Origin of the sequence: Kocuria sp. HSID17590 (genome assembly GCF_003989485.1) — a bacterium.
GTDB classification, from domain to species: domain Bacteria; phylum Actinomycetota; class Actinomycetes; order Actinomycetales; family Micrococcaceae; genus Kocuria; species Kocuria salsicia.
Window position 1 is genome coordinate 46,782 of record NZ_RBMB01000024.1, and the last position, 7,383, is coordinate 54,164.

5 protein-coding genes are annotated in these 7,383 nt (G+C 68.2%); 4 read left to right on the forward strand and 1 reads right to left on the reverse strand.

What is annotated here, in order from left to right; translation table 11 throughout:
* Positions 1-246: 246 nt before the first annotated feature.
* Positions 247-2,910 carry an excinuclease ABC subunit UvrA gene (locus D8M39_RS09430; RefSeq protein WP_126874888.1) on the forward strand — a complete coding sequence of 888 codons (2,664 nt, stop codon included), beginning with the start codon at positions 247-249 and terminating at the stop codon, positions 2,908-2,910.
* Positions 2,911-3,023: 113 nt separating this feature from the next.
* Here D8M39_RS09430 and D8M39_RS09435 read toward each other — a convergent pair whose 3' ends face one another.
* Positions 3,024-4,217 (reverse strand): glutathione-independent formaldehyde dehydrogenase, encoded by a 1,194-nt coding sequence (locus D8M39_RS09435; protein ID WP_126874889.1) that lies wholly within the window; start codon positions 4,215-4,217, stop codon positions 3,024-3,026.
* Between the two features lie 277 nt (positions 4,218-4,494).
* Here D8M39_RS09435 and D8M39_RS13240 point away from each other — a divergent pair, with 277 nt between their 5' ends.
* The 3 genes from D8M39_RS13240 to D8M39_RS09450 all read left to right on the forward strand — a co-directional run bounded on the left by D8M39_RS13240 (position 4,495) and on the right by D8M39_RS09450 (position 7,064).
* Entirely contained in the window at positions 4,495-4,689 is a 195-nt protein-coding gene (locus D8M39_RS13240) for a GNAT family N-acetyltransferase (RefSeq protein WP_371413777.1), read from the forward strand.
* Between the two features lie 102 nt (positions 4,690-4,791).
* A complete protein-coding gene (locus D8M39_RS09445; RefSeq protein ID WP_126874890.1) occupies positions 4,792-6,123 on the forward strand; it encodes a VWA domain-containing protein in 1,332 nt (443 codons plus the stop codon).
* A gap of 476 nt (positions 6,124-6,599) precedes the next feature.
* A complete protein-coding gene (locus D8M39_RS09450; RefSeq protein WP_126874891.1) occupies positions 6,600-7,064 on the forward strand; it encodes a Pathogenicity island protein in 465 nt (154 codons plus the stop codon).
* Positions 7,065-7,383: the final 319 nt, after the last annotated feature.

The window sequence follows — 7,383 nt, forward strand, 5'->3', positions numbered from 1 at the left end:
TACCCGTGCGCTCGAATTCCACGTCCTTCCCATGGTGCTCAATCGGGGCGAGCGCGCCCGCGGTCCGGGCCGCTCTGCGGTGTGTTCGAGCAGCACTCGACTGCGCCCCGTGGTCGGCGGTCGTGCGGCGCCCGCGGGGATGTCGACGGTGTTGAGGACGCTGTATGGCTGGTTGTCCCCCATGCCGGACACCGCCGAAGGGCAGGCCCGCTCCGCCTGACGGAACCCCCGGGTAGCGTGGATCAGGTGACTATTGAACAGAACGACACCGCATCCTGGCAGCACAGCGTGGTGGTGCGCGGCGCGCGCCAGAACAACCTCCGGGACGTCTCCCTGGACCTGCCCCGGGACGCCATCGTGGTGTTCACGGGGGTGTCCGGCTCGGGGAAGTCCTCCCTCGCCTTCGGCACGCTGTTCGCGGAGTCGCAGCGACGCTACCTGGAGTCCGTGGCGCCGTACGCGCGCCGGCTGATCGACCAGGCGGGTGTCCCGGACGTTGACGTGATTGAGGGGCTGCCGCCCGCCGTCGCGCTCCAGCAGCAGCGCGGCGGGGGTGGAGCGCGCTCGGACGTGGCCACGGTGACCACGCTGTCGAGCCTGGTCCGGATGCTGTACTCTCGCGCCGGCTGGTACCCGCCGGATCAGGCCATGCTCTACGCGGAGGACTTCTCCGCGAACACCGTGCAGGGCGCCTGCCCCACCTGCCACGGGATCGGGCGGGTCTACGAGGTTACCGAGGACACCATGGTCCCGGACCCGTCGCTGACCATCCGCGAGCGCGCTGTCGCCTCCTGGCCCGTGGCGTGGGCGGGGCAGAACCAGCGGGACATCCTGGTCTCCCTGGGCTACGACGTGGACACTCCCTGGAAGGACCTGCCGAAGAAGGACCGGGACTGGATCCTCTACACCGAGGACCGTCCCACGGTGGGCGTGTACCGCGGGCTCACCCCGAACCAGACGCGCAAGGCCCAGGAGGAAGGTGCGGAGGCCACGTACCAGGGCACGTTCATCGGGGCGCGGCGCTACGTGCTGGACACCTTCGCCAACGCGAAGAGCCCGAGCACCAAGAAGCGCGCGGCCCAGTACCTCACGAGCGAACTGTGCCCGGAGTGCCACGGCAAGAAGATCAAGCACGAGTCCCTGTCCGTGACGTTCGAGGGCCTGGACATCGCGGAGTTCTCGCACCTGCCGCTCGCACGCGTGGCGGAGATCGCGCGCTCGGTGACCGCGGAGGACTGGACCCCGGGTGAGGCCCAGCACCTGGAGGACCACCTGCTCGACGCCGAGGCCCGCGCCGCCTCCACCGCCTCGCGGGTCGCGGAGGGAGGTGCCTCGCACGACGCCGCACCGGACGTCCGGCGCACCCCGAACCTCTCGGTGGAGAAACGTGCCGCCGCGCAGCGCCTCGCGGCGGACCTCGTGGCGCGGCTGGAGCCCATGATCGACCTGGGCCTGGGCTACCTCTCCCTGGACCGCACCACGCCCACACTCTCCGGTGGTGAGCGGCAGCGGTTGCGGCTGGCCACCCAGCTCTCCTCCCAGCTCTTCGGGGTGGTCTACGTGCTCGACGAGCCCTCCGCGGGCCTGCACCCCCGGGATCTGGACGCGCTCATCGGGATCCTGCACGGGCTCAAGGATCGCGGCAACAGTCTGTTCGTGGTGGAGCACTCCCTGACCGTGATCCACGAGGCGGACTGGCTCGTGGACATCGGCCCGGACGCCGGCGAGCGCGGCGGGCGGGTGCTCTACAGCGGTAAGCCGAGCGGTCTCGCGGACGTTCCCGAGTCCGCGACACGCCGCTACCTCTTCGCCGAGCATGCGCCGTCGGCCGAGGCGCGCGAGCCCCGCACGCCGCAGGGGTGGCTGCAGCTCGAAGGCGTCACGCGCAACAACCTGCGCGGCCTGGACGTGAGCCTCCCCGCTGGGTGCCTCACCGCCGTCACCGGCATCTCCGGCTCGGGCAAGTCCAGCCTGGTCAGTCAGGCGCTGCCGGTGCTGGTGCGCGAGCGGCTGGGCCACGGCGGCCAGGAGGACACGGAGATCACCGGGGACCCGGAGGCGGACCTGCTGACCGCCGACGACGCCGCGGACGAGGTGCGCGGGCACGTCGTCTCCCTGCCGGGGAGCGTGCGGCGCGTCGTCGTGATCGACCAGAAGCCCATCGGGCGCACCCCGCGCTCCAACGTGGCCACCTACACCGGGCTGTTCGACGCCGTCCGCAAGCTCTACGCGGCAACCGACGAGGCGAAACGGCGCGGCTACAAGGCCGGGCGGTTCTCGTTCAACGTGGCCGGCGGTCGCTGCCCCACGTGCGAGGGCGAGGGCAGCGTGATGGTGGAGCTGCTGTTCCTGCCGAGCATCTACGCACCCTGCCCGGACTGCCACGGCACCCGCTACAAGGCCGAGACTCTGGAGGTGCTGTGGCGGGAGCGCTCCGTGGCGGATGTGCTGGCCATGAGCGTGGACGAGGCGCACACGTTCTTCGAGGGCGAGGACGCCATCCACCACACCCTGGGCGTGCTTCGGGACGTGGGACTCGGCTACCTCCGGCTGGGCCAGCCCGCCACGGAGCTCTCCGGCGGTGAGGCGCAGCGGGTCAAGCTCGCCTCCGAGCTGCAGCGGGCCTCGCGCGGGGACACCCTCTACGTGCTGGACGAGCCCACCGCCGGGTTGCATCCCTCGGACAGCGACCGGCTCATGAACCATCTGCAGGGGCTCGCGGACGCGGGCAACACGGTGGTCATGGCCGAGCTGGACATGCGCATGGTCGCCCAGGCGGACCACGTGGTGGACATGGGCCCCGGTGCGGGAGCCGACGGCGGCCATGTGGTCGCGGCGGGCACGCCGCACGACGTCGCCGCGCACGCGGACAGCGCCACGGCACCGTACCTGAAGGCCGTCATGGCTTGACGGAGACCTTCTCAAGCAGCGACGAGCCCCACCGTGAGTGCCGTACGGTGGGGCTCGTCGTCGTCCGCGGTTCCTCCGTCTGTCCGGACTCGGTCCGGTCAGACGGTGGCTGCTCAGGCCTTGATCATGCCGTGCGGGTCGATGATGTACTTGTCATCCGAGCCCGCGTCGAAGGCCGCGTAGGCCTCAGGCACCTCGTCGAGGCTGATGACCTTGGTGTTGAGCATCTTGCTCAGGTACGGCATGCGGTCCCAGAGGATCGACATCATGAGCTCACGGTTGTAGTGCATGATGGGCGCCTGGCCAGCAGAGATGCGCGGGGACTTGATCCATGCCTTGCCGAAGTCGATGGGGTACGTACCCTCCTGCTCCGCCTTCGAGGACGCCAGCGGATCCGGGCCGTAGACGCCGATGATACCCGTGGCACCGCCCGCGCGGGTGGCGTCCAGGACCTGGTTCACGGCATACGCGGGATCCGTCTTCTCCGCCTCGGAGCCGATGCCGTGGGCCTCGGTGCCCACGTAGTCCACCGCGCAGTCGACCATGGGCTCGCCCAGGATCGCCTCGATCTGCTCGGTCAGCGGGACGTCTTCGGAGAGGTCGATGGTCTCGCAGCCGTTCTGCCGCACGAGATCCAGCCGCTCCTTGCTGTAGTCGCCCACAATGATGCAGGACGCCCCGAGCAGCCGTGCCGCGGCGGCCCCGCAGCGGCCCACGGGCCCGGCGCCCGCGATGTAGACCGTAGAACCGGGCTTGGCGCCCGCCTCCATGAGGCCGTGGAATGCGGTGGGCAGGATGTCGGAGAGGAGAGCGAGGTCCCGGATCTTCTCCATGGCCTGGTCCCGGTCCGGGAAGCGCAGCAGCTGGAAGTCCGCGTACGGCACGAACATGTACTCAGACTGTCCGCCGTCCCAGTTGCCCAGGTTGAACCCGTACGCGGCGCACGCGGTGTCCGGGTTGGTGGTCTCGCACACTTCGGTGCGTCCGGCACGACAGTTACGGCAACGGCCGCACGCCACGTTGAACGGCACGGAGACGAGGTCTCCCTCGCTCAAGAACTCGACGTCCGAGCCTACTTCCACGACCTCCCCGGTCATCTCGTGGCCCATGCGCATGCCCTCAGGCACGGGGAACGAGCCGCGGTAGATGTGCAGGTCGCTACCGCAAATGTTCGTGGCCACGATCCTGAGGATGACGCCGTGCGGGGCCTTCTTCCCGTTCGGCATGACGAGCTTTGGGTAATCCACCGTGTCCACCTGCATGTTGCCGGTGCCGTGGAACACTACTGCGCGATTGCCATTTGCCATCGTCTTCGCTCCTTTGGGCCCGCCGCATCGTGGAGCGCGCGGGCCATAGGTGACGGTGCCGCCAATCGGTAGCACCGCGCTAATACTCGCAAAGAGCCAAGGAGAGCGCCAGCATTCGTCGGAACGGCCGCCTCCGTGAGAACCATTCTCCAACGCGCTGTGAACGATTCTCATCGCACCCTCGAATGAAGGTTGGGCGAACCCTTCGCCACCCTGCGCGCAGTGGCGCCATGAACCTCGACATCCGCCGTGTGCTCCCCGACGACGACGGCCCGGAATTCGTGGGCCGCCTCAAGACCACGGGGGGACGTGCGGACAAACCCCCGTGTGCGGGATCGGACCGGTCTCGGTCGCACCCGAGCGGCAGTGGAAGGGCATCGGGTCACGGCTCATGACGGAGCTGATCCGTCTCGCGGACCCGGGACCGCAGGTGGCCGACGCGTTGTCCCCATCTGTGCCGATACCCGGATGACCCCGCACCGGGTCCCGGCCACGTAGTGTGGTTTCCGAGTGGGTGTCGGGGCCCGGTAGCGCCTCGGCGCAGGCCTGCCGCCTGGGATGGGGGACCGAGACGATGACCGAGCCTGGAATGCACCGAGACCGCGGGGCGCACCGCGCCGAACGCCGGGGGCTGAGCCGCACACTTCTGATCTGGCTGGCCCTCGGGGTGGTGGCCGTGCTGCTCCTGCTCGCCGCGATCTTCTTGATCCCACGGGGGGACAACGACGCGAGCGGCGATCCCACGGACGGCGGCTCTCCGACGGCGTCCGGCGCCTCCGGGGAGACGAGTGGGGGCGGTGACGAGCCCGTCGTCGTCGCCGGCTCCGAGACGGACGCGAAGACCTGGTCCGCCGTGCTGCAGGACCCTGCCGTGGAGCTGGGCGCCCCGGGCGAGGACACCGGGACCCGCGAGCTGATCTCGCGCGCGCTGGGCGAGGTGCAGGTCGGCCAGGCGGACCGGTCGGTCACCGAGCAGGCACTGAAACGGCGGGCCCGCTCCGAGGGGGATGCCGCCCCCGTCCAGGACGCAGCACAGCGCCTGCAGCAGATCGCGGAGGACCCTGCACCGAGCTCTCCGGCGCCTGCAGACCCGAGCGCCCCCGCCTACGCCGCGGGTGCAGAGCACCCCTCGGCCACCGTGGTCACGCGCGGCGAGTGGCAGGACTACCGCGCCCAGCACGCGGACACCTCGCTCGTGGCCAGCACCCCGGGCAGCCGCCCCGTCTCGGAGGCTCCCACCGCGGATGACGCCGCTCTCACGCATGCCCTGGAGCAGTGGCAGCACCTCGCGGAGCCTTTCCACGCGCTCGTGGCCATCGACATCTCAGGTTCCATGGGCACCACGGCACTGCCCGACGGCTCCACGCGCATGGACCTCACCAAGGCCGCAGCCGCCACTGCCGTGGGACTGTTCCCCGAGCACGATGCGCTTGGGCTCTGGACGTTCGAGCGGCACCTGGACAGAGACAAGGACTACCGGTCGGTGACCCCCGTGCGCGAGCTCTCCGCACCGGTGGGCGGCGGTACCCAGCGGGACCAGCTCTCCCGGGACGCGCAGTCCCTGACGTTCTCCCCGGACGGCTACACGGGGCTGTACGACACCACCCTGGCTGCCTACCGCCAGGTACTCCACGACGACGCCCCAGATCACCTGCGCACGGTGATCGTGCTCTCCGACGGCATGAACCACGACCCCGGTTCCATTGCGCTGGACGAGCTGCTGAGCACGCTGAAGGCCGAGCAGGACACCGAGAACCCGGTGCGGATCATCACCGTGGGGGTCTCGAAGGACGCGGACGCCACGGTGCTGCAGCAGATCGCGGAAGCCACCGGTGGCTCGTCCCATGTGGCGCGTACGCCGCAGGACATCCAGAAGGTGTTCGTGGACGCGTTGACGGGGGCGTGAGGGGGCGCCGCCGGGCGCGTACGCAGCGCATGAGGAGAGGTTCTGCCCCGATTATCGGCCATTCCGGGGGGTGTGGAGCTGCACCTCACGCCCCATATTTAACATCATGTCTGTTATGAGCGTTTTTCCGCTCCCCCTCCACCCACCCTCATCCCGCGAGATGATGGCTATCGTGCCACCACCAAAGATGTATCGGCTTTGCAAGCTGTAAGCCCGTTTGAGGATGAAGTCAAACCGGTTGGTCATTTCAAAATTTCTGAAGTCTAGCCAAACGGCCAATTTATGTAACTATTTGGCAGCGGTGACCCTCCTGTGTTTGCGATCACCACGGCCTCCTCCGTAAGTTCTCGTGATGCACACTAATCACCGCGCCACCAGGAGCGGCTCTCTCCTTGGGACTACTTGGCGGTATGGCCGCTGCGTCAATGGCGGCCGAAGCACCTGTCCCTCAGGCACAGCAAGCGAGCCAGGCCGACGTGGCAAAGGTTCAGGGGAACATCAAGAAGGTTGATGACTCCAACATGGCGTTCCGTCTTTCCAAGGGCGACAAGCCTGCCCAGGATGGCTCTGCTGTGGTCGCCAAGGACGGTACCAAGCAGGCGCTTCCCTCTCAGGAGAAGGACGAGAATGGCAAGACCGTCGCCTTGAAGTACGCGGAAAGAGACGGCGTTGTGACAATCAACGTCCTGCAGTGGAATCCCAAGACGAGGGCAACCAATAATCCGATGGCGACTGCCGCCGTGAGCGGAGGCTGGAAGTGCGCACTCGGCACCGGCGGGGGTGCTGGGACCGGGGACATCGCAGGTGGCACTGCCGGGGCTACCATCGGTAGCGTCGTACCCGGGGTCGGAACTGCTGCAGGATGGGCCACTGGCACCGCCATTGGCGGGGCCGTCAGCGGTGGCGCTGTGGGCGCTGTGGGCGCTGCTGCATCCTGCTGATGACCTGGAAGGACTGCAAGTGAACCAGCAAAGAACTGGCATGTATGCAATCATCGCAGCTTGGGTCAGCGTTGCCCTCGCCTTGGCTCTGACGCTTTCAAATGGGGGGCCGTTTGTGGTCCTGTTAATAGCTACAGCAATCATTGCGATTTCGGTAACATCGTACTGGGCCAGAAAATCGCAGCATTTGAGGGCTCTTCACGAACGAGGGTGTAGCGCGGGTCTGAACCCTCCGGCTTCGAGCAGCGACCGAGCGATGTAGTGGGTGAGGTTGCGGAAGCCGAGGGCGGAGCCGCGGAGGTGTTCGAGTCGCCCGTTG

Bases quoted from the DNA above. Each gene is read 5' to 3' on its own strand.
- D8M39_RS09435 (WP_126874889.1), bottom strand. From the start codon at position 4,217: ATGGCAAATGGCAATCGCGCAGTAGTGTTCCACGGCACCGGCAACATG.
- D8M39_RS09445 (WP_126874890.1), top strand. From the start codon at position 4,792: ATGACCGAGCCTGGAATGCACCGAGACCGCGGGGCGCACCGCGCCGAA.